18 protein-coding genes, 1 pseudogene and 1 riboswitch are annotated in these 19,718 nt (G+C 71.2%); of the genes and pseudogenes, 17 read left to right on the top strand and 2 right to left on the bottom strand.

The window, feature by feature from the left end:
- The first annotated feature begins 32 nt into the window (after positions 1-32).
- From pyrH to dxr, 8 genes are all read left to right on the top strand, one after another.
- On the top strand, positions 33-806 hold the full coding sequence (gene pyrH / locus Q0817_RS00095; RefSeq protein ID WP_298582405.1) for a UMP kinase: 774 nt from the start codon (positions 33-35) through the stop codon (positions 804-806).
- A 126-nt stretch (positions 807-932) separates the two neighbouring features.
- Positions 933-1,490: a ribosome recycling factor gene (frr, locus tag Q0817_RS00090; RefSeq protein WP_298582402.1), complete on the top strand. Its 558-nt coding sequence runs from the start codon at positions 933-935 to the stop codon at positions 1,488-1,490.
- A complete protein-coding gene (locus tag Q0817_RS00085) occupies positions 1,490-2,446 on the top strand; it encodes a phosphatidate cytidylyltransferase (RefSeq protein ID WP_298582400.1) in 957 nt (318 codons plus the stop codon). The genes frr and Q0817_RS00085 overlap by 1 nt, the downstream gene beginning before the upstream one ends.
- A 25-nt stretch (positions 2,447-2,471) precedes the next feature.
- Entirely contained in the window at positions 2,472-3,080 is a 609-nt protein-coding gene (locus tag Q0817_RS00080) for a DivIVA domain-containing protein (protein ID WP_298582397.1), read from the top strand.
- 164 nt (positions 3,081-3,244) lie between these two features.
- Positions 3,245-3,625 (top strand): DUF485 domain-containing protein, encoded by a 381-nt coding sequence (locus Q0817_RS00075; protein WP_298582394.1) that lies wholly within the window; start codon positions 3,245-3,247, stop codon positions 3,623-3,625.
- Positions 3,626-3,628: 3 nt separating this feature from the next.
- Positions 3,629-5,260 (top strand): cation acetate symporter, encoded by a 1,632-nt coding sequence (locus Q0817_RS00070; protein ID WP_298582391.1) that lies wholly within the window; start codon positions 3,629-3,631, stop codon positions 5,258-5,260.
- Positions 5,261-5,482: 222 nt separating this feature from the next.
- Positions 5,483-5,755 carry a GlsB/YeaQ/YmgE family stress response membrane protein gene (locus Q0817_RS00065; RefSeq protein WP_298582388.1) on the top strand — a complete coding sequence of 91 codons (273 nt, stop codon included), beginning with the start codon at positions 5,483-5,485 and terminating at the stop codon, positions 5,753-5,755.
- Positions 5,756-5,883: 128 nt separating this feature from the next.
- Complete coding sequence (gene dxr / locus Q0817_RS00060; RefSeq protein ID WP_298582385.1) at positions 5,884-7,158, top strand: 1-deoxy-D-xylulose-5-phosphate reductoisomerase; 1,275 nt, start codon at positions 5,884-5,886, stop codon at positions 7,156-7,158.
- A 235-nt stretch (positions 7,159-7,393) separates the two neighbouring features.
- On the opposite strand, the pseudogene Q0817_RS00055 reads toward dxr, so the two are convergent.
- Positions 7,394-8,708: pseudogene (locus Q0817_RS00055) on the bottom strand (IS1380 family transposase); the annotation flags it as partial.
- A 523-nt stretch (positions 8,709-9,231) separates the two neighbouring features.
- Between Q0817_RS00055 and Q0817_RS00050 the strand changes: the two are divergent.
- The 9 genes from Q0817_RS00050 (at position 9,232) to Q0817_RS00010 (ending at position 19,182) form a co-directional block, all read left to right on the top strand.
- The gene (locus Q0817_RS00050) at positions 9,232-9,582 is read left to right on the top strand and encodes a hypothetical protein (protein WP_298582382.1); all 351 of its coding nucleotides are present in this window, start codon (positions 9,232-9,234) and stop codon (positions 9,580-9,582) included.
- A 220-nt stretch (positions 9,583-9,802) separates the two neighbouring features.
- Positions 9,803-9,918: riboswitch (SAM riboswitch) on the top strand.
- A 99-nt stretch (positions 9,919-10,017) separates the two neighbouring features.
- Positions 10,018-10,911, top strand: coding sequence for a MetQ/NlpA family ABC transporter substrate-binding protein (locus tag Q0817_RS00045; protein WP_298582379.1), 894 nt, complete (start codon positions 10,018-10,020; stop codon positions 10,909-10,911).
- Complete coding sequence (locus tag Q0817_RS00040) at positions 10,908-11,987, top strand: methionine ABC transporter ATP-binding protein (protein ID WP_298582376.1); 1,080 nt, start codon at positions 10,908-10,910, stop codon at positions 11,985-11,987. Before Q0817_RS00045 ends, Q0817_RS00040 begins: the two co-directional genes overlap by 4 nt.
- Positions 11,984-12,643 carry a methionine ABC transporter permease gene (locus Q0817_RS00035; RefSeq protein ID WP_298582373.1) on the top strand — a complete coding sequence of 220 codons (660 nt, stop codon included), beginning with the start codon at positions 11,984-11,986 and terminating at the stop codon, positions 12,641-12,643. Before Q0817_RS00040 ends, Q0817_RS00035 begins: the two co-directional genes overlap by 4 nt.
- Before the next feature lie 196 nt (positions 12,644-12,839).
- A complete protein-coding gene (locus tag Q0817_RS00030; protein WP_298582370.1) occupies positions 12,840-14,174 on the top strand; it encodes an RIP metalloprotease in 1,335 nt (444 codons plus the stop codon).
- A 203-nt stretch (positions 14,175-14,377) separates the two neighbouring features.
- Entirely contained in the window at positions 14,378-15,544 is a 1,167-nt protein-coding gene (gene ispG / locus Q0817_RS00025) for a flavodoxin-dependent (E)-4-hydroxy-3-methylbut-2-enyl-diphosphate synthase (protein ID WP_298582367.1), read from the top strand.
- An 18-nt stretch (positions 15,545-15,562) separates the two neighbouring features.
- Positions 15,563-16,417, top strand: a complete 855-nt coding sequence (locus Q0817_RS00020) for a DUF4081 domain-containing GNAT family N-acetyltransferase (RefSeq protein ID WP_298582365.1) — start codon at positions 15,563-15,565, stop codon at positions 16,415-16,417.
- 148 nt (positions 16,418-16,565) lie between these two features.
- Complete coding sequence (locus Q0817_RS00015; protein WP_298583034.1) at positions 16,566-18,365, top strand: proline--tRNA ligase; 1,800 nt, start codon at positions 16,566-16,568, stop codon at positions 18,363-18,365.
- Between the two features lie 49 nt (positions 18,366-18,414).
- Positions 18,415-19,182, top strand: coding sequence for a TSUP family transporter (locus tag Q0817_RS00010; RefSeq protein ID WP_298583033.1), 768 nt, complete (start codon positions 18,415-18,417; stop codon positions 19,180-19,182).
- Positions 19,183-19,203: 21 nt separating this feature from the next.
- Here the strand turns inward: Q0817_RS00010 and Q0817_RS00005 are convergent.
- Positions 19,204-19,718 (bottom strand): hypothetical protein (locus Q0817_RS00005; RefSeq protein WP_298582362.1); only part of this gene is annotated, 515 nt, incomplete at its 5' end.

Genomic DNA, 19,718 nt, shown 5'->3' with positions numbered 1-19,718 from the left:
TCCACGCTGCTCCGTCGTCGCCGGGAGGAACCATGCCCACCACTTCTGCCTCCGAGATCAAGGACGAGGCCCTGCGCCTGAGCAGGGACCCGCGGGTCGCCCCCACCCGCCGCCGAGTGCTGCTCAAGCTCTCGGGCGAGGTCTTCGGCGGCGGCTCCATCGGCGTGGACACGCGCGTGGTCCGTGACATCGCCGAGCAGATCGCGGCCACCGTGGGCCAGGTCGAGACCGCCATCGTGGTGGGCGGCGGCAACTTCTTCCGCGGTGCGGAGCTCTCCCAGGCCGGCATGGACCGGTCCCGGGCGGACTACATGGGGATGCTCGGCACCGTCATGAACTGCCTCGCGCTGCAGGACTTCCTCGAGCAGTGCGGGGTCGACACCCGCGTGCAGTCCGCGATCAAGATGGAGCAGGTGGCCGAGGTCTACATCCCGCGCCGGGCCATCCGCCACATGGAGAAGGACCGCGTCGTGATCTTCGGCGCCGGCGCCGGGCTGCCCTACTTCTCGACCGACACCGTCGCGGCCCAGCGCGCCCTCGAGGTCCACGCGGACGAGGTGCTCATGGCGAAGAACGGGGTGGACGGCGTCTACACGGCCGACCCCCGCACCAACCCGGACGCCCAGCGGCTGTCCACCCTCACCTACGGAGAAGCCCTGGCCCGCGACATCCGGGTCATGGACCAGACGGCCTTCAGCCTGTGCCGCGACAACGACGTGACGATGCGCGTGTTCGGCATGGAGGGCGAGGGCAACGTCACCCGCGCGATCCTCGGGGAGCAGATCGGCACCCTCGTCACCGCGTGAGCCGGTGCGGGACGGCCCCCGGTTAGACTGGGGCCAGCAAGGCCGGGCCGTGCGGTCCCCGCGCAGCGACCGGCCGGACCCACCCCGCGCGGAGGACTCCGTGCGACACGACGAAGGAGCCCCTACGTGATCTCAGAGACCATGTCCGAAGCGAAGACCAAGATGGGCAAGGCCGTGGACGGCGCCAAGGAGGACTTCGCCGCGATCCGCACCGGCCGGGCCAACCCGTCCCTCTTCTCGGGCGTGCTGGTCGAGTACTACGGCACTCCCACCCCGCTCCAGCAGCTCGCCTCCTTCCAGAACCCCGAGGCGCGCACCCTGCTCATCACGCCGTACGACCGCTCCGCCCTGACCGACATCGAGAAGGCCCTGCGCAACTCGGACATTGGGGCCAACCCCGCCAACGACGGCAACGTCATCCGTGTGGTCATGCCGGAGCTCACGCAGGAGCGGCGCAAGGAGTACGTCAAGGTCGTCGGTCACAAGGCCGAGGAGGCCCGCGTCTCCGTGCGCAACATCCGCCGGCACGCCAAGGACCTGATCGAGAAGGCCGTCAAGGACGGCGACATCGGCGAGGACGAGGGCAAGCGCGCCGAGAAGGACCTCGACGCCTCGACCAAGAAGCACATCGACCAGATCGACGAGATGCTCAAGAACAAGGAAGCGGAGCTGCTGCAGGTCTGATGCCGCACCAGCGACGACCGCACCAGGAGACGAAGGCTTCCCCCGGCACCGCCGGGGGGGCCTTCTCCTCACGGGCCCGGCCCGCGCCCGCCCCGGCCGGCGCGGCGCCGACCCCGGGTCCGCCGGGGCGCCGGCACACCGCGCCCTCGCGCGCCGGCCGGAACCTGCCGGCCGCCGTGGGCGTCGCCGTGGTGCTCATCGGCACCCTGCTCGTCGGGCTGTTCGTCCAGCCCCTCGTCCTGGCGCTCTTCGCCGGGACGGCCGCCGGGATCGGCGTCTGGGAGGTCGGGCGCTCGCTGCGCTACCGCGGCATCGCCATTCCCCGCGTGCCGGCCGTGACCGCGGGCGTGCTGATGCCCCTCGCCGCGTTCGCGGGGGGCGGCGAGGCGCTCATGATGGCCGTGATCGTCGGGCTGACGCTCGTGATCGTGTGGCGGGCCCTCGGGGACCGGGACGGCATGATCCTGTCGATCATGGGCTCCGTCTTCGCCCTGGTGTGGGTGGGCTTCCTGCTCAGCATCGCCCTGCTGCTCTACCACACCGAGGCGGGCCCCCTGAAGGTGCTCACCGTGATCCTGCTGGCCATCGGCTCGGACACGTGCGGCTACGCCGTGGGCGTGGTCTGGGGCCGCCACCCCATGGCGCCGCGGATCAGCCCCAAGAAGTCCTGGGAGGGCTTCGCCGGCTCGCTGGGCGGCTCGGTGGTCATCGGCGTCCTGTGCGCCGTCCTGCTGCTGGACCACGCCTGGTGGGAGGGCGCCGTCCTGGCCGGCGTCCTCGTGCTCGCCGCCACGCTCGGCGACTTCTCCGAGTCCATGGTCAAGCGCGAGCTGGGGATCAAGGACATGGGCACGCTCCTGCCCGGGCACGGGGGAGTGATGGACCGGATCGACTCCATCCTCTTCGCGGTCCCCGCCGGGTACCTGCTCTTCGAGCTGTTCGCCGCGGGCGCCTGAGCCGGGCGCCCAGGACCCGCAGCGCATGCCCTCCGAACACCCCGGAGCCCGGCCGCCCACCGCCCGGATCCCCCGGTGCCCCCAGGCCGAGCGGGGCTACGACGTCGCCCAGGTGGACGACTTCCTGGCCGCCGTGCACGCGGCCCTCGACAGCACCCGGCACGGCCCCGGAGCGGGGGAGCGTGCCGGGAGCCTGGTCAGCACGCAGGTGCGCGCCGTCGTGTTCGCCGGCGCACGGGGCGGCTACCGGCCGGAGGCCGTCGACGAGCTCCTGGACGCGGCCGAGGACGCACTCGCCGCCGCCGAGCACGAACGGTGCCTGCGCGTGCAGGGCCCCGAGGCCTGGCAGGAGCATCGCGACGCCCTGACCCGGCTGCTGCGGAACCGCCTCGACCGCCCGCGCACCCAGCGCTTCCGGCGCCCCTCCCGGCCCCGGGCCCAGGGCTACTCCGCGGCGCACGTGGACGTCCTGTGCGAGCACCTGCGGGCCCGGCTGGAGGGCTCGGCCGCCCTCGGGCCGGCCGAGCTGCGGCGGGCCGTCTTCCCGCCCGCGCAGGGCGAGCGCAGCTACGAGGAGCAGCAGGTCGACGCCTTCCTGGACCGCGCGGTCCAGCTGCTCCTGGCCTCTCGCTGAACCGGGCGTCCCGACGCCTCTGTGTATACATGCTGGACCAGGCAACGTCCAGAAACGCCGATCCATGTCACGATCGGCCCCCGAAAAGGAACTTTTGGGTGTTGCACCTTGCTCCTGTGCATACAACGGCCTAGTGTGGGCCACATCACATGAGGAGGTAGCCCATGTCCAACCAGCCACCCATCGACGCCGACGACCTCGTCGCCGACGTCGACTTCCCCGCGGCCCAGCGGTCGCCAGAGTTCCAGGAGCTGCGGAAGACCCACCGCGGCTTCGTCTTCCCGCTCGCCGTCGCCTTCCTGGTCTGGTACCTGCTGTACGTGGTGCTCGCCATGTACGTGCCGCAGCTGTTCGCCATCCAGGTCGTCGGCAACGTCAACCTGGGCGTCGTCCTGGGTCTGCTCCAGTTCGTCACGACCTTCGCGATCACGGGCGCCTACGTGTCCTTCGCCAACCGCAAGCTGGACCCGAAAGCCACGGCCATCCGGGAGCGTCTCGAGCCCAGCCTCGGCCCCACCGGCGGCGTCCACGGACAGGAGAACTGACCGATGAACCACCTGTACCTCGCGCTCGCGCCCATGGCGACCACCACCACGGAGACGGTCGGCACGCCCTGGATCAACATCTCCATCTTCGGCGCGTTCGTCGTCGTCACGATGGTCATCGTTCTCCGGGCCTCGAAGTCCACGTCCACGGCGGCCGACTACTACGCCGGTGGCCGCGGCTTCAGCGGCACCCAGAACGGTCTGGCCATCGCGGGCGACTACCTCTCGGCGGCGTCCTTCCTGGGCATCGTGGGCGCGATCGCCATCCAGGGCTACGACGGGTTCCTGTACTCGATCGGCTTCCTCGTGGCCTGGCTCGTGGCGCTGCTGCTCATCGCCGAGCTCCTGCGTAACACCGGCAAGTTCACCATGGCGGACGTGCTGTCCTTCCGCCTGCGCCAGCGCCCCGTGCGCGTGGCGGCGTCCATCTCCACCCTCGCCGTGTCCGCGTTCTACCTGCTGGCGCAGATGGCCGGCGCGGGTGCGCTGGTGTCGCTGCTGCTGGGGATCGGCTCGCGGGCCGGCCAGTCGCTCGTGATCGTGGTCGTGGGCGTGCTCATGATCGTCTACGTGCTCGTGGGCGGCATGAAGGGCACCACCTACGTGCAGATCATCAAGGCGGTCCTGCTCGTCTCGGGCGTGGCGGTCATGACCGTCTGGATCCTGGCGCTGTACGGCTTCAACTTCTCGTCCCTGCTCGGTGACGCGGTCGCCGTCTCCGGCAACCCGGCCATCCTCGAGCCGGGCCTGAAGTACGGCGTGAGCGAGACCAGCAAGCTGGACTTCATCTCCCTGGGCCTGGCCCTCGTCTTCGGTGCGGCCGGCCTGCCCCACGTGCTGATGCGCTTCTACACGGTGCCCACCGCCAAGGAGGCCCGCACCTCCGTGGTCTGGGCCATCTCCCTGATCGGCCTCTTCTACCTCTTCACCCTGATCCTGGGCTTCGGCGCGGCGGCCCTCATCGGCGCCGAGCGGATCCAGGCGGCGCCCGGCGGCGTGAACTCCGCGGCCCCGCTCCTGGCGTTCGAGCTCGGCGGCTCGCTGCTGATGGGCATCATCGCGGCGGTGGCCTTCGCCACGATCCTCGCGGTCGTGGCCGGCCTGGCCATCACCGCCTCGGCGTCCTTCGCCCACGACATCTACACCAGCGTCATCAAGAAGGGCGACTCCGACCCCCGCAAGGAGCTGAAGGTCGCCAAGACCACCGTGGTGGTCATCGGCCTCGTCTCCATCGCGGGCGGCATCGGCGCGCAGGGCCAGAACGTCGCGTTCCTCGTGGCGCTCGCGTTCGCGGTCGCGGCCTCGGCGAACCTGCCGACCATCCTGTACTCCCTGTACTGGCGCCGCTTCACCACCCGCGGTGCGGTCTGGTCCATGTACGGCGGCCTGATCATGTCGGTGGGGCTCATCATCTTCTCCCCGGTCATGTCCGGCACGGAGACGTCGATGATCCCGACGGCCGACTTCGCGTGGTTCCCGCTGCAGAATCCGGGTCTCGTCTCGATCCCGGCCTCCTTCCTGCTCGGTTTCATCGGTTCCATGACGGAGCGTCGTCTCGAGGACCCGATCAAGCAGTCCGAGATGGAGGTGCGCTCCCTCACAGGCATCGGCGCGGAGAAGCCCGTCGCCCACTGAGGCCATCTCCGCTCCCACCTGGGACGATCCCCGGCCCGCCCGAAGCCACGGCTTCCGGCGGGCCGGCCCGTTTCCCCAAGAGACCCGATGTGTTCGCCGAAGTAAAAGGACAGGGGGCTGACCGTCGGCTAGGGTGGGCCACGAAGCCGGCTCAGGGTATTCCAGGGATACTCGCCGGTTGCGTACACTGAAAGTCCCTCCCGGGACGGATAAGGAGCAATCATGGGAATCATCGGTTGGATCGTTCTCGGCCTCGTCGCCGGCGCCCTCGCGAAGCTCATCATGCCGGGGAACCAGGGTGGCGGAATCATCGTCACCATGATCCTCGGCATCGTCGGCGCCCTCCTCGGAGGCTTCATCGGCTCTGCGCTGTTCGGCGTCGACATCAGCACGTTCTTCTCGCTGACCACCTGGCTCCTCGCCATCGGCGGCGCGCTCATCGTGCTGCTGATCTGGGGCCTGATCACCGGCCGCAAGGGCCGCGCCACGCACTGACCCGACCCCTGCGGTCCACGAGGCCCCGTCCACCGTTCCCGGTGGACGGGGCCTCGTCGCGTCAGGACCGCGGGCCGGCGCACAGCCCAAGACCGGTGGGACAGGGAGTTCCGGGGGATACTGGGGCCATGACGCCCCCCGCCTCCTCGCCCCGCACCCGTCACACGCCCGAGCTGCAGGCGCTGGTCGCCGCAGGTCCCCGCAGGATCAGCGTGCTCGGCTCGACCGGCTCGATCGGCACCCAGGCCCTCGACGTCGTCCGGGCCGCCCGGGCGCTGGAGGGGCCGGCCCCGTTCACCGTGGTCGCCCTCGCCGCCGGACGGAACCACCTCGAGCTGCTGGCCGACCAGGCCGTCGAGACCCGCGCCGCGGTGGTCGCCACCAGCGGCACCGGCGACGACGCCGCCCGGTTGGCCCGCCTGATCGCGGAACGGGCCACGGCCGCCCGGGCGGGGGACTACCGCCCCGAGATCGAGCACGGCCCCGACGCGGCGTCCGCTGCCGCCGCCCACCCGGGTGCGGACCTGGTGCTCAACGGGATCACCGGCTCCATCGGTCTCGCCCCCACGCTCGCGGCGCTGCAGGCCGGGCACCGGCTCGCGCTGGCGAACAAGGAGTCGCTGATCGCCGGCGGCGCCCTAGTCAAGGCCGCCGCGGCGGCCACCGGGCACCCGGACGCCCTGATCCCCGTGGACTCCGAGCACTCCGCCCTCGCGCAGGCGCTGCGCGGCGGCTCCGCCGGGGAGGTGGACCGGCTCGTGCTGACGGCCTCCGGCGGCCCGTTCCGCGGCCGGTCCCGGGCGGAGCTCGAGACCGTCACGCCGCAGGACGCGCTGCGCCACCCCACGTGGGACATGGGCCTGATGGTGACGACCAACTCGGCGTCCATGGTGAACAAGGCGCTCGAGGTGCTCGAGGCCCACCTGCTCTTCGACGTCCCCCTCGAGCGCATCGACGTGGTGGTCCACCCCCAGTCGGTCGTGCACTCCATGGTCCAGTTCGTGGACGGCTCCACCCTCGCCCAGGCCTCGCCCCCGGACATGCGCCTGCCCATCGCCCTCGGCCTGGCCTGGCCCCACCGGGTCCCCGGGGCCGCCCTGCCGTGCGACTGGACGCGCGCCACCGAGTGGACCTTCGAACCCCTCGACCCCGTGGCGTTCCCGGCCGTCGAGCTGATCAAGGCGGCGGGGGAGCGGGGCGGGACCTTCCCTGCCGTGTTCAACGCGGCCAACGAGGAGGCGGTGCGCGCCTTCCACGACGGCCGCATCCGGTTCCCCGCCATCGTCGACACGGTCGAGACGGTGCTGGGCGAGCACGACGAGGACGGCCCACTCGAGCTAGAGGCGGTCCTGGCGGCCGAGCACCGGGCCCGCCGCCGGACACAAGAGATTCTCATGCGTTGATAGCGCTTCGCCCGGTGGTCGAAATTGCCTTTCAGCCTGAATCTGCCGACGTTGATTTTCCGGTGAGTTGATCTGGATGAGCCGGCGATTTGTGGGTTTGGGTGTCAGGGGTCGGCCGGTCTGCCCGACTTTTCCACTTCGGTCCCTTCTCGTGCGGTCAGGGGGTAGCGCGTCAGGCGATGGAGGTAGCGGTCACATGGGCAAGGCGGGAGAGGTTCTCCCAGGCGGTCTGTCAGGGCCAGGCGGTGGGCAGGTGCAGCCGCCGCTTCCTGGTGTGGTTGGCGATCCGGGCCGGGGGCGTTGATGAGCTGGATGCGGATCGTGGCCGTGCGGGCCCGTCCGTGCCGTCTCGAAGCGATGACTCCTGCCGCGCCGGTGAGATTGAAGGCTCTCACCGCGCAGACCAGCCAGGCGGCCTTGACGGTGGACAACCCCAAGGGCAGGTGCGCCAGCGGCCCGGCTTTCAGATCGGCGATGACCTGCTCGATGATCATGTGGTCGCCGTGGGAGGTCTCCGCTTCGAGCGTGCTCAGGGGCGAGTTGGTGAACACCGTGTGGTGCCGGTAGGCAACAAGCAGCTCGTCCTACCCCCGGCCGGGGCCGTGGCTAGGTTCAGGCGCCTCACCCGGCGAACGATCAACCGTACGCTGACGTGCTCGGTCTTCCGGCAGAAAGTGAAAGCGGTGTAGCCGATCGCGGCGACCTCGGCATCAAAGATCCACCGCTGTTCCTGCTCGTCTCAGATCGCGTTGGGGTACTGGATCGCCGTCCTGTTCGTTTCGGTGGTCCGCCTGATCGCGGCGGTCACGGCCGGGTCCATCCGCGCGGTGATCAAGAACCGTGCCCCGCTCGCACCGGCGGCGGCGACCACGTCCCGGTTGTAGTACGCCGAGTCCGCCCGCACTGTGATCGCGCCGGTAGCCCCGGCCCGCCGGGCGGTGGCCAGCGCCTCGGCGATCAACCGCGGGGCCCCGTGGGCGGAGGCATTGCCACGGCGCAGGCGGGTGGCCGTGATCATCGGGGCCGCCGACGGCGTGTACAGGGTCGCCAGCTGCGCGTTCAAACCTCTGACTCCGGATTACCCATAGCCGTTGCCCTGCTTGGCGTAGCCATGGGTCTCACGGTTCGTTTCGTTCCCGTCGAGGTAGGCGACCGTTTCGGCACCGGCCACCAGCCTCGACACCCTCCCGGAGAGCCCGGCCAGCAGGCGGTCGGCGACCGCGTCGAGCTGGCGGACGTGACCGAAGGTGTAGACCCGCAAGTGCGTGCACCGTGGTCGGGGCCCCACCCGCGGTGAAAAGTCGCCCCATCCCTCCGTGACGCAGCAGGCCCATGTCGGCGATGCTGTCCGCCCCGGCGACCATGCCCGCCACCAGAGCCGGGATCTTCGCGGCCGCGTTGGACCCTGCCGGGCCGTCCACCGTGAGCCGCTCGGCGACGAGCTCGTGCAGCCCGGACTCCTCGGCCACGCCCATCACCGTGAGAAGCCCGGCGGTGGGCAGGGGATTGGGATCATCGAAATCAGCAGAGAAGCTGTGGGAGACTCGCAGTATCGGGTGCCCTTCTGCTGGGTGACGTGGAAGCTTCAAGAACTCCCATCGTTCCAAGCAAGAAGGGCATTCGTTTGTCAGGTCTCACCCACCGCGAGCCTCGACATCGGCGCATCCAGGCTCAGCCGTCGTCGAGAACTGCCGACCGAGAAGGATTGTTACTCGATTCCATCCGCTGTGAATTGGGCAGGGGCAAGTTCTGACATGGGATAGGGCTCAAGTGGAGGAAGACTTTCTCAGTCGCGCCATGTTGAGTGGCGTGCCAGTATTACCCCAGGGTAGGGTTTGGACATCAACTGTTCAATCTGTGCAGCCCGATCGGCGCAGTGGCAGCTCGTCAAGTGCGCGGCGGGAGAAGAGCGCTCACCGGCCGATTGCGAGGCATGTCGCTAGCTCGTGCCGTTGCTGTTTCTTCTGCTGCCATGGTTGGTGAAGGCGTGGGCGCACTCAAGTGTGTAGGCCCGCACGAGGGGTCGATGGCGACCTTTAAATTGTACTAATAACAAATGGAGGCTCCTCAAAGATGGATTCCCAGCAGAATGGCTATGTTCCACCGAACAACAACGCCTACAATTCAGACTCGTACGCACACAATGCCAACAACTATCAGCAGCACGGACAGTATTTCGGCTACGGTCAAATACCCCACCCGATGGTTATGCAGGGTATGAATCACCGGAGCAATGCCACAGTTTTGGGTGTTATTGGACTGTTTGTCCTCGGGATTGTGCTCGGGCCTTTGGCGATCTCCCAAGCCAACAAGGCGCAATCTATGGGCGTTCCTGCTACAGCGGGAAAGGTCCTCGGTTGGATCGGCCTGATATTCGGCCTTCTTGGTTTGCTGTGGTTTTTTGCGGCCCTCGGAGCCTACTGAAATAGCTTATGCCTATGTTGCGTGGCCCCGAACTTCACTGGCACATTTCGGGGCCACCGCCCGTTGCGGAGAACGGTGACGTGAAGAGTGATGATTTGGAACAGTCCCGTGTCGCAAGACCCATGTCTTTTCTGGAGTTGTTTGCGCTGGGCCCGCGAAGCCCTATTCGCCTGAATTCCGCGCCCGAGTCGGGTCGCTGTCCGTGCTAGTCTGTCGGCCGGATGACGAGTCCCAGCACGAAGCCCTGGCTGGCTGGGCGGCAACCCTCTCCCGTAGTGGGGTGCCCCAGGTGACCATCCGGCCACGGCCGACGACGGCCGGCGGCAAGTACGGCTCGACGCCCGCCGCGCCCCTCCGCGCGCCGATCGGCCGTCGCCGCCGGACCCCGGCCCTGGTGCAGACCTCCGACACCACGGACCCACGGAAAGGCACCACATGCGAACGCAGCGCCTCCCCTTCCTCGCGCTGGCCACGACCCTCGGCCTCGCCCTCACCGCCTGCGGCGGCTCCTCCCAGGAGTCCTCCGGCGAGGGCGTCCTCGCCGACGACAAGGTCACCATCGGCGTGGTGGGCACCGACCCGACCCACGACGCCCTCCAGCAGCTGGCCGAGGAGCAGGGCATCACCGTCGAGTACGTCGACTTCTCCGACTACAACCAGCCGAACCCCGCCAACGAGTCCGGCGACGTGGAGATGACCTGGTTCCAGCACATCCCGTTCCTCGCCGACTACAACAACTCCGCCGGGGGCTCGATCACCCCGGTCGGCTCGACCTCGATCTACCCGCTGGGCCTGTACTCCAACCAGTACGACTCCGTGGAGCAGTTCCAGGAGGGCGACGAGATCGCGGTGCCCAACGACGCCGTGAACCTCTCCCGCGCCCTGCTCGTGCTCGAGTCCGCCGGACTGGTCGAGCTGACCTCCGACACCCTCATCCCCACCGAGCTCGACGTCGACGCCGAGGCCTCGACGGTGCAGGTCACCCCGGTCTCCGCGGAGCAGACGGTGCTCTCGCTCGACTCGGTGGCCGGCTCGGTGATCAACAACGACTTCCTCTCGCGGGCGGACATCGACCCGAAGTCCGCGCTCGCCCAGGACGACCCGGAGGCCGAGGGCTCCCGCGCCTACGTCAACCTCTTCACCACGACCGAGGAGCTCGCCGACGACGAGACCCTCCGGCAGGTGGCCGCGCTCTACCACGAGCAGCCCGTGCTCGACGCCGAGATGACGGAGACGAAGGACACCGCCGTGCCGCTGCAGCTGGAGCAGCAGGAGCTGCAGGAGCTGACCGAGCGCTACCAGCAGGAGCTCAAGGACCAGGAGCAGTGAGCGCGGCGGTCCCCGCCGGGCCGCCCTCACCCGGGCGCCCGGACGAGGTGCTCGTCCGTTTCAGCAACGTCTCCAAGACCTTCCGCACCGGCTCGGGGCGCGCGGCGCGCGAGGTCGTGGCGGTCGACGACGTCAGCCTCGACGTCCGCCGCGGTGAGATCTTCGGCGTGATCGGCTACTCCGGGGCGGGCAAGTCCACCCTCGTGCGCCTGATCAACGGGCTCGAGCCGGTGAGCTCGGGCTCCCTGACCGTGGAGGGCTTCGAGGTGGCCGGCCGGCGCGAGACCGAGCTGGCGCCCGTGCGGCAGGAGATCGGCATGATCTTCCAGCAGTTCAACCTCTTCACCTCCCGGACCGTGGCGGGCAACGTCGAGTACCCGCTCAAGCGGGCCGGCTGGCCCAAGGAGAAGCGCCGGGCCCGGGTGGCGGAACTGCTCGAGTTCGTGGGTCTGTCCGCGCGCGCCGGCAACTACCCGGAGCAGCTCTCCGGCGGGCAGAAGCAGCGCGTGGGCATCGCCCGTGCCCTGGCGACCAGCCCGAAGCTGCTGCTGGCCGACGAGTCGACGAGCGCCCTCGACCCCGAGACCACGCAGGAGGTGCTGCAGGTCCTGCAGCGGGTCAACCGGGAGCTGGGGATCACCATCGTGATCATCACCCACGAGATGGACGTGGTCCGGGCGATCGCCGACCGTGTGGCCGTGATGCAGGACGGGAAGGTCGTGGAGCACGGCTCCACCGTGGACATCTTCGCCCGGCCCCGCACCGAGACCGCCCACCGCTTCGTCTCCTCCGTCCTGCACTCGGAGCCCGACGCCCGCGAGGTGGAACGGCTGCGCCGCGCCCACCGCGGGCGCCTGGTGATCGTGGACGTCGGCGACGGCGTCGACATCGGCGGGGTGCTCTCCGACGGCGCCGCCCGCGGGGTCCGCTTCACCATCGCCTACGGCGGGATCAGCGTGCTCCAGGAGCAGTCCTTCGGGTCCCTGACCTTCGAGCTGACGGGCGAGGACACGGCCGTGCAGGCCGTGGTCGACGAGATGTCCCGCATCACGACCCTGAGAGAGGTGGCCGCGTGAACGACTGGTCCGTCCTGGGACCCGAGCTGCTGGCCGCGCTCGGGGAGACCCTCTACATGGTGGCCGTCACCCTGCTGCTCGCCGGTCTGCTGGGACTGCTCGTGGGCGTGGGCCTCTACGTCACCCGCCGCGGCAACATCCTGGAGAACCGCGCGGTCCACGAGGGCCTCAACCTCGTGGTGAACTTCGTCCGCCCGATCCCGTTCATCATCCTGCTGGCCGCGCTCGGCCCGGTGACCCAGGAGGTCGTCGGCACCCGGCTCGGGCCCAATGCGGCGATCTTCGCGATGACCATCGGGGCGATGTTCGCCGTGGCGCGCATCGTCGAGCAGAACCTCATGAGCGTGGACCCCGGAGTCGTCGAGGCGGCCCGTTCGATGGGGGTCTCCCGCAGCAGGATCATCACCACGGTGATCCTGCCCGAGGCGCTGGGCCCCCTGGTGCTCGGTTACACCTTCCTCGTCATCGGCATCACGGACATGTCCGCGATGGCCGGGGCCATCGGCGCCGGCGGCCTGGGCGACTTCGCCCTGCGGCTGGGCTACCAGCGGTTCAACGACGAGGTCACGTGGGCGGCGGTCGCCGTCATCGTGGTGCTGGTCCAGCTCGTGCAGGTGGTGGGCAACCGACTGGCCCGCCGGATCCTGCGGCGCTGAGCACCGCCGCCCCGCGCGCCCCGTGACGGCCGGTGCCTCTCCTCCGGGAGGCGCACCGGCCGTCGTCGTGCCCGGGTGCGCCTGCCACGCACCGTCCAGGATGGTGGTGCAGACTGGTCCTCGCCGTGCCCAGCGCACGGCCCCGCCGTCCCCGGCGCCCGCCGGGGACCTTCGACGATCCCGGGAGGTCCGACGGATGGGCGTCGTGCTGTTCCTCGTGGGCGTGCTGCTGGCCGCGGTCGCCATCGCGGTCTCCATCGCCCTGCACGAGATCGGTCACCTGGTGCCGGCCAAGCTCTTCGGCGTGCGCGTCACGCAGTACATGGTCGGCTTCGGGCGCACCGTGTTCTCCCGCCGCCGGGGCGAGACGGAGTACGGGCTCAAGGCGGTCCCGCTGGGCGGCTACATCTCGATGGTGGGGATGTACCCGCCGGCGCGTGCGGGAGCGACGGCCCGTGCCGCGAGCACCGGCGTGTTCCAGCAGCTCGCGGCGGAGGCGCGCGGCGCCTCCGCCGACCAGCTCGCCCCCGGCGACGAGGACCGCGTGTTCTACCGCCTGCCCGTGTGGAAGCGGATCGTGATCATGCTCGGCGGCCCGGTGATGAACCTGCTGCTCGGGGCGCTGTGCCTCGCCGTCCTGCTCTCCGGCTTCGGGACGGCGACGCCCACCACCACGGTCGCGTGGGTCTCCGAGTGCGTGGTGGCCGCCGAGCGCCAGACCGCGGGGCAGACCGAGTGCCGGCCGGAGGACCCCCAGGCCCCCGCGAACGCCGCCGGGCTGCGCCCCGGGGACGTCGTCACGGCCGTCGACGGCGCCCCGGTCTCCTCCTGGGACGAGCTCACCGGCCGCATCCGCGACCGGGCCGGGGAACGGATCCCGGTGGTGGTCGAGCGGGACGGGCGGACCGTGTCCACCCAGCTCACCCCGATCCTGTCCTCGCGCCCCGTGCTGGACGACTCCGGCGCCGCGGTGACCGGCGAGGACGACGCCCCCCGCTACGAGGAGGTCGGCTTCATCGGGATCAGCCCCACCACCGAGCCCGTCCGGCAGCCGCTGAGCGCGGTGCCCGCGGCGGTGCTCGACGGCCTGCAGCAGATCGCCGGGGTCGTCCTGCACCTGCCGCAGCGGATCTACGAGGTCGCGGAGGCGGCGTTCTCCGACGCGCCGCGGGACCCCGACGGACCGATCTCCGTGGTGGGGATCGGCCGGATCTCGGGCGAGATCGCCGCGCACGAGGAGATCGCGCTGCGGGACAAGGCCGCCTCCCTGGTGGGCCTGGTCGGCTCCGTGAACCTGGCCCTGTTCGTGTTCAACCTGCTCCCGCTGCTCCCGCTCGACGGCGGGCACGTCGCCGGGGCCCTGTGGGAGGGGCTGCGGCGGGGGAGCGCCCGGCTGCTCGGCCGCCGCGACCCCGGCCCGTTCGACCCCGCCCGGCTGCTGCCCGTGACCTACGCGGTGGCCGTGCTGATGATCGGGATGTCCGTCCTGCTGGTCTACGCGGACATCGTCAAGCCGGTCCGGCTCTTCTGAGCCCGGTCCCGGGGCCCCGGAACCCGGCGGCGGGACGTTCGGCGAGGGAGGAATTGCGCCCCGTGCGCCGGGGTCCGCCCCGGAGCATGGGGCACAATGGGAACCGGCGACGGACCCGGCGAGCGGGTCCCGGCGCCACCGCTCCAGATCCTGCCCTCGACACCTGTTCTCGATCCCCGTTCTCGATATCTCGGAGGAACTCCTTGACCCCGGTCAGCCTCGGCATGCCCGCCGCGCCCCAGCCCGTCCTCTCCCCGCGCCGGAAGACCCGGCAGATCCGGGTCGGGTCCGTGGGCGTCGGCTCCGACTCGCCGGTGAGCGTGCAGTCCATGACGACCACCCCCACCACGGACATCAACGCCACCCTGCAGCAGATCGCCGAGCTCAACGCCACCGGCTGCGACATCGTCCGCGTGGCGTGCCCGTCCCAGGACGACGCCGACGCCCTGCCCATCATCGCCATGAAGTCCCCGATCCCGGTGATCGCCGACATCCATTTCCAGCCGAAGTACGTCTACGCCGCCATCGAGGCCGGCTGCGCGGCCGTGCGCGTGAACCCCGGCAACATCCGCAAGTTCGACGACCAGGTCGCGCAGATCGCCCGCGAGGCCAAGGCCGCCGGGGTGTCCATCCGGATCGGCGTGAACGCGGGCTCGCTGGACCAGCGGATCATGGACAAGTACGGCAAGGCCACCCCGGAGGCGCTCGTGGAGTCCGCGGTGTGGGAGGCGTCCCTGTTCGAGGAGCACGACTTCCACGACTTCAAGATCTCCGTGAAGCACAACGACCCGGTCACCATGGTCCGGGCCTACCAGCTGCTCGCCGAGCGCGGGGACTGGCCCCTGCACCTCGGCGTGACCGAGGCGGGCCCCGCCTTCCAGGGGACCATCAAGTCCGCCACCGCCTTCGGCGCCCTGCTCTCGCAGGGGATCGGGGACACCATCCGGGTCTCGCTCTCGGCGCCGCCGGTCGAGGAGGTCAAGGTCGGCAACCAGATCCTGCAGTCCCTGGGCCTGCGCCCGCGCAAGCTCGAGATCGTCTCCTGCCCCTCGTGCGGCCGCGCGCAGGTGGACGTCTACACCCTCGCGGACGAGGTGACGGCGGGCCTGGAGGGGCTCACCGTCCCGCTGCGGGTGGCCGTGATGGGCTGCGTGGTCAACGGGCCGGGCGAGGCCCGCGAGGCCGACCTCGGCGTGGCCTCCGGCAACGGCAAGGGCCAGATCTTCGTCAAGGGCGAGGTCGTGAAGACCGTCCCCGAGGACCTCATCGTGGAGACCCTGATCGAGGAGGCCAACCGCATCGCCGCCGAGATGGATCTCGACGAGGACGGGGAGAGCACGGCGGGCAGTCCCGTCGTGAGCGTCAGCTGACGGGCCGGTGACGGGCGGTTGAGGACGCAGCGGAGGACGGCGCCGCGGCTGGTGCCGGCGGGGGAGGTCGATCCGGCCCAGCTGGACCGGCTGCTCGGGGCGGATCCCGTCGCCCACGCCTTCGTGGCCGCCCACGTCGAGTCCTACCGCAGCAGCAGGGGCTCGCGGATCCCGCCCGTGGTCGGCACCGCCGGACCGGACGGGGAGCTGACCGGCGCCTGCTGGGTGGGCACCAACGTGGTGCCCGTGGCCCTGGACGCCCAGGGCCTGGACCTCGTCGGCGGGCACCTGCGGCGGGGCGGGTCCCGGCACGCCTCGCTGTTCGGGCCCGCGGAGCTCGTGCTCGGGCTGTGGGCCCGGGTGGAGCGCTCCTGGCCCCGGCCCTTCGACCTGCGGCCCGTCCAGCCCCTGCTGGCGATCGACCGCGACCCGGTGCTCGCGCCGCACCCCGGCGTCCGCGTCGCACGCCCCGAGGACCTCCCGGCCGTGCTCCCGGCGAGCGCCGCCATGTTCGAGGAGGAGGTCGGCTACTCCCCGTACACGGGCGGTGACCGCGGGTACCGGGACCGGGTCTCCGCGCTCGTCGAGGCGGGGCGCTGCCTCGTGCTCACCGACGACCGTGGCCGCGTGGTGTTCAAGGCCGACCTCGGCTCGGTGGTGCGCGGGGTGGCGCAGGTGCAGGGCGTGTGGGTCGACCCGGCGCACCGCGGCCGCGGGCTGGCGGCGCCCTGCATGGCCGCCGCCGTGCGTCTGGCCCGCCTGCGCACGCCGGTCGTCAGCCTCTACGTCAACGACTACAACGTCCGGGCCCTCGCCACGTACCGGCGGGTCGGCTTCGAGCGGGTCGGGACCTTCGCCACCGTGCTGCTCTGAGGCCCCCGGGGACGTCGATCCCGGCGCGGCGGGCCGGGCGGGGGGTGTAGATTTGACCGGAATCAGCGGCGCCGTCGGCGCCGCCCACCCTCTTGACCCCCGGGCCCGGCCGCACCTCGCCGCGCTCCCCGGGAGAAACGGAGCCCACGTGGCGCTGCGCCTCTCCTCCCTGTTCCTGCGGACCCTCCGCGAAGACCCGGTCGACGCCGAGGTGGACAGCCACAAGCTGCTCGTCCGTGCCGGCTACATCCGCCGCGCCGCCCCGGGCATCTACACCTGGCTGCCGATGGGCCTGCGGGTGCTCGGGAAGGTCGAGCAGGTGGTGCGCGAGGAGATGGGGGCGATCGGCGCCCAGGAGGTGCACTTCCCGGCGCTGCTGCCGCGCGAGCCCTACGAGGTCACGGACCGCTGGACGGAGTACGGCGAGAACCTCTTCCGCCTCAAGGACCGCAAGGACGCGGACTACCTCCTGGCGCCCACGCACGAGGAGATGTTCACGCTGCTCGTGAAGGACCTGTACTCGTCCTACAAGGACCTCCCCGTCACCCTGTACCAGATCCAGGCGAAGTACCGGGACGAGGCCCGTCCCCGCGCCGGTCTCCTGCGCGGGCGCGAGTTCGTCATGAAGGACTCCTACTCCTTCGACGTCGACGACGCCGGTCTCGACGAGTCCTACGCCAAGCACCGCGAGGCCTACATCCGGATCTTCGAGCGCCTCGGCCTGCCCGTGGTCGCCGTCTCGGCCCAGTCCGGGGCCATGGGCGGCTCCCGGTCCGAGGAGTTCCTGCACCCCACGGTCATCGGCGAGGACACGTTCGTGCGCTCGCCCGGCGGCTACGCCGCCAACGTCGAGGCGGTGACCACGGTGGTCCCCGAGGAGCGCGAGCTCGCCGGGGCCCCCGAGGCGCGGGTGCTCGAAACCCCGAACAGCCCCACGATCGACACGCTCGTGGAGCGCTCGAACGAGCTGCACCCGCGTGCCGAGGGTCCCTGGACGGCGGCCGACACCCTCAAGAACGTGGTCCTCGCGGTCGTCCTGCCCGACGGCGCGCGGCGGCTCGTGGCCGTCGGCCTGCCGGGCGACCGCGCCGTGGACCTCAAGCGCATCGAGGCCGGCATCGGTGCCGCCCTGGACGTCTCCGGCGAGCTGCTGGTGGAGCAGGCCGGCGAAGAGGACCTGCGCGCCTGCCCGCTGCTGGTCAAGGGCTACATCGGTCCGGGCCTGTCCCTCGACCAGGCGGTGCTCGGCGAGGAGTCCTCGACCGGCATCCCCTACTTCGTGGACCCGCGCGTGGTCCGCGGCACCCGCTGGGTCACCGGGGCGAACGTGGCCGGCCAGCACGTCTACGACCTCACCGCCGGGCGCGACTTCGCCTGGGACGGCGTCCTCGAGTGCGCCGAGGTCCGGGCGGGCGACCCCGCGCCGGACGGCTCCGGACCCCTCGAGGCGGCCCGCGGCATCGAGATGGGCCACATCTTCCAGCTGGGCCGCAAGTACGCGGAGGCGCTGGGGCTGAAGGTCCTGGACCGCAACGGCAAGCTCGTCACCGTCACCATGGGCTCCTACGGGATCGGCGTCACCCGGGCGGTGGCGGCCCTGGCTGAGGCCTACCACGACGACAAGGGCCTGATCTGGCCCCGCCAGGTCGCCCCGGCGGACGTCCACGTGGTCGCCACCGGCAAGGGTCCCGAGGTGCTGGAGGAGGCCGAGAAGGTCGTGGCCGAGCTCGAGGCGGAGGGGCTCGAGGTGCTCTTCGACGACCGGCCCAAGGTCTCCCCGGGCGTGAAGTTCGGGGACGCCGAGCTGCTCGGCGTGCCCACCGTGCTGGTGGTCGGCCGCGGCCTCAAGGACGGTGTCCTCGAGCTCAAGGACCGCGCCGGCGGGAGCAGCCAGGACGTGGCCCGTGAGGGCGTCGCCGCGGTGGTCGCCGCAGCCGTGCGCGGCTGAGCCCGTGGAGGGGCTCGGCGCCTGGCTCGGGCCCTCGGGCCTGGAGCAGATGGAGCCCGGCGTCGTCGCCCTGCTGGTGGCCGCCGGGCTCGCCGCGGGCTTCGTGGACGCCGTGGTCGGCGGCGGCGGGCTGCTGCAGCTGCCCGTGGTGCTGATGGTTCCGGGGATCAGCCCCGTCCAGGCGCTGGCCACCAACAAGATGGGCTCCGTGTTCGGCACCGCGACGAGCGCCCTGACGTTCTACCGCCGCACGTCCCCCGACCTGCGCACGGCCCTGCCCATGGCGGGCGTCGCGCTGGTCGGCAGCTTCGGCGGGGCGGCGCTCGCGGCGTCCCTGCCGGAGGAGGTGTTCCGGCCCATCATCCTGGCCGCCCTCGTGGCGGTGCTCCTGTTCACCGTGGCGCGCCCGACCGTCGGGCAGCTCACCGAGCTGCGCCACAGCGGGACGAGGCACTACGGCACCGCGATGGTCATCGGGGCCGTCATCGGCTTCTACGACGGCGTGATGGGCCCGGGCACCGGATCGTTCCTCGTCATCGCCATGATCACGCTGTTGGGCTACAGCTTCCTGGCCGCGAGCGCCAAGGCGAAGATCGTCAACCTCGCCACCAACGTGGGCGCGCTCGTCTTCTTCTTCGGCCACGGCTCCGTGCTGTGGGGGCTGGGCCTCGTCCTGGGACTGTCCAACATGCTCGGCGGATACCTCGGGGCGCGCACCGCCGTGGCCCGCGGCAGCCGCTTCATCCGCGTCGTGTTCCTCACCGTGGTCTCGCTGCTCATCCTCAAACTGGGCGTCGACGTCCTGCGGGGGGCCTGAGCCGCGCGCTGGTGCGCGGGGTCACCGCGGGCCGTCGTTCCGGACCACGCCGGGCAGGGCCCCGACGTCCCCGGTGAGCCCGGCGCGCAGCCCGGTCGCGTGCTCGAGCGCCGCGAGCGCCCAGCACCGCGTGCCGGCGTCCCCCCGGGCGAGGAGGTGCGCGGCCGCCTCCTGGACGTCCCGGGCCGCCGTGTCCGCGACCCGGCCGGGGTGCTCCCGCACGTCGCCGGGCAGGACGTAGGCGCCCGCCGGCAGCCCCGGGTCGCCCGCGAGCACCTGCCGGGCGGCCGGGACCGCCAGGAGGTCCTCGACGTCCTCCCGGGCCCGGGCCAGCAGCTCGGCGGGGACGGGGTGGCCGGGGGAGGGGCCGGCGCGGGCGGCCAGCGCCTCGAAGGCGTAGCCGGCGCGGTCCAGCGCCGACCACAGGACGGCGCCGGGCGCGGTCGTCCCACCGGGCGCGGATGCCGCGGCCGCGTCGCACAGGCCGGTGCCCTCCGGCACCGGGGGCCCGGGCCCGTCCAGCTGCCGGGCCGCCG

The organism is uncultured Kocuria sp. (assembly GCF_947500125.1).
In the GTDB taxonomy this organism is placed as follows: domain Bacteria; phylum Actinomycetota; class Actinomycetes; order Actinomycetales; family Micrococcaceae; genus Kocuria.
The sequence above is the reverse complement of the archived record's forward strand: the minus strand, read 5'-3'. Positions and strand labels throughout refer to the sequence as shown.

Coding starts and splice junctions, on each gene's coding strand:
- pyrH (WP_298582405.1), top strand. CDS start 33: ATGCCCACCACTTCTGCCTCCGAGATCAAGGACGAGGCCCTGCGCCTG.
- Q0817_RS00085 (WP_298582400.1), top strand. CDS start 1,490: ATGCCGCACCAGCGACGACCGCACCAGGAGACGAAGGCTTCCCCCGGC.
- Q0817_RS00080 (WP_298582397.1), top strand. CDS start 2,472: ATGCCCTCCGAACACCCCGGAGCCCGGCCGCCCACCGCCCGGATCCCC.
- Q0817_RS00075 (WP_298582394.1), top strand. CDS start 3,245: ATGTCCAACCAGCCACCCATCGACGCCGACGACCTCGTCGCCGACGTC.
- Q0817_RS00070 (WP_298582391.1), top strand. CDS start 3,629: ATGAACCACCTGTACCTCGCGCTCGCGCCCATGGCGACCACCACCACG.
- Q0817_RS00065 (WP_298582388.1), top strand. CDS start 5,483: ATGGGAATCATCGGTTGGATCGTTCTCGGCCTCGTCGCCGGCGCCCTC.
- dxr (WP_298582385.1), top strand. CDS start 5,884: ATGACGCCCCCCGCCTCCTCGCCCCGCACCCGTCACACGCCCGAGCTG.
- Q0817_RS00050 (WP_298582382.1), top strand. CDS start 9,232: ATGGATTCCCAGCAGAATGGCTATGTTCCACCGAACAACAACGCCTAC.
- Q0817_RS00045 (WP_298582379.1), top strand. CDS start 10,018: ATGCGAACGCAGCGCCTCCCCTTCCTCGCGCTGGCCACGACCCTCGGC.
- Q0817_RS00030 (WP_298582370.1), top strand. CDS start 12,840: ATGGGCGTCGTGCTGTTCCTCGTGGGCGTGCTGCTGGCCGCGGTCGCC.
- Q0817_RS00010 (WP_298583033.1), top strand. CDS start 18,415: ATGGAGCCCGGCGTCGTCGCCCTGCTGGTGGCCGCCGGGCTCGCCGCG.